The sequence below is a fragment of the Nocardia sp. CY41 genome (genome assembly GCF_009829325.1).
Taxonomy (GTDB): domain Bacteria; phylum Actinomycetota; class Actinomycetes; order Mycobacteriales; family Mycobacteriaceae; genus Nocardia.
This window is the reverse complement of sequence record NZ_VUOS01000137.1, coordinates 1-686: the sequence shown is the minus strand read 5'-3', so window position 1 is coordinate 686 and position 686 is coordinate 1. Positions and strand designations below refer to the sequence as shown.

The following is a 686-nucleotide window of genomic DNA, read 5'->3' as shown; positions in this document are numbered from 1 at the left end:
CGCTGAGACAAGATGATCCGCTCTCGGTCACGGATCACCGCCTTGAGTTCCGCGGTGTCTCGCGACAGCAGCGGCAACGGGCGCCAATGCGTGTACTCATGACGGAGGGTGTCGGCCAGGACGAACGCGTCGAAGCTGTCGGATTTGGTCGCCGACAGCCGATAGCGTTCGCGGGCTCGGGCTGAAATCTTCGGCGACACACAGTAAACCGGAAGGCCACGGAGCTGCAGGTGCTCGACCAGCAGCCCCTCACCGCGTTCGATCGCGATCCGGATGCCGGGAAGGTCGAGTAGGTCGTCGAGTTCGGCGAACCCGCCGAGGTCGTGTCTGACCCGCTTCTGAACGATCAGCTTGCCAGCATGGTCAACGATACATATTTGATGATGTGTTCCGCCCCAGTCTATTCCCGCGAACACAGACTGTTCGGCTGGACTGGTGCCGGTGACGTGGACCAACGATGCTCCTGCAAGAAGAAATTCGGCCACCGCTCGGCCGGCTTCCCCGGAACCTCATCTCGGCGCTCGAAGCGCTACTCCCGCTGGCCGATGTGAAGCCCGCCACCACCCCGGCCCGACAGGTCTGCATCTGGACCTCGAAGGTTGCACGTCTGCATAGGTCGTGACCGGGGTGGTGCGAGTGACCGCCGGGACCATCCCGGCGACAGCATTGTGGACGGATGATGTCTG

1 protein-coding gene is annotated in these 686 nt (G+C 62.8%); it reads right to left on the bottom strand.

Annotation, left to right across the window (positions count from 1 at the left end; translation table 11 throughout):
* Positions 1-455 (bottom strand): IS110 family transposase (locus GVY64_RS37060; protein ID WP_159851366.1); only part of this gene is annotated, 455 nt, incomplete at its 3' end.
* Positions 456-686 lie beyond the last annotated feature (231 nt).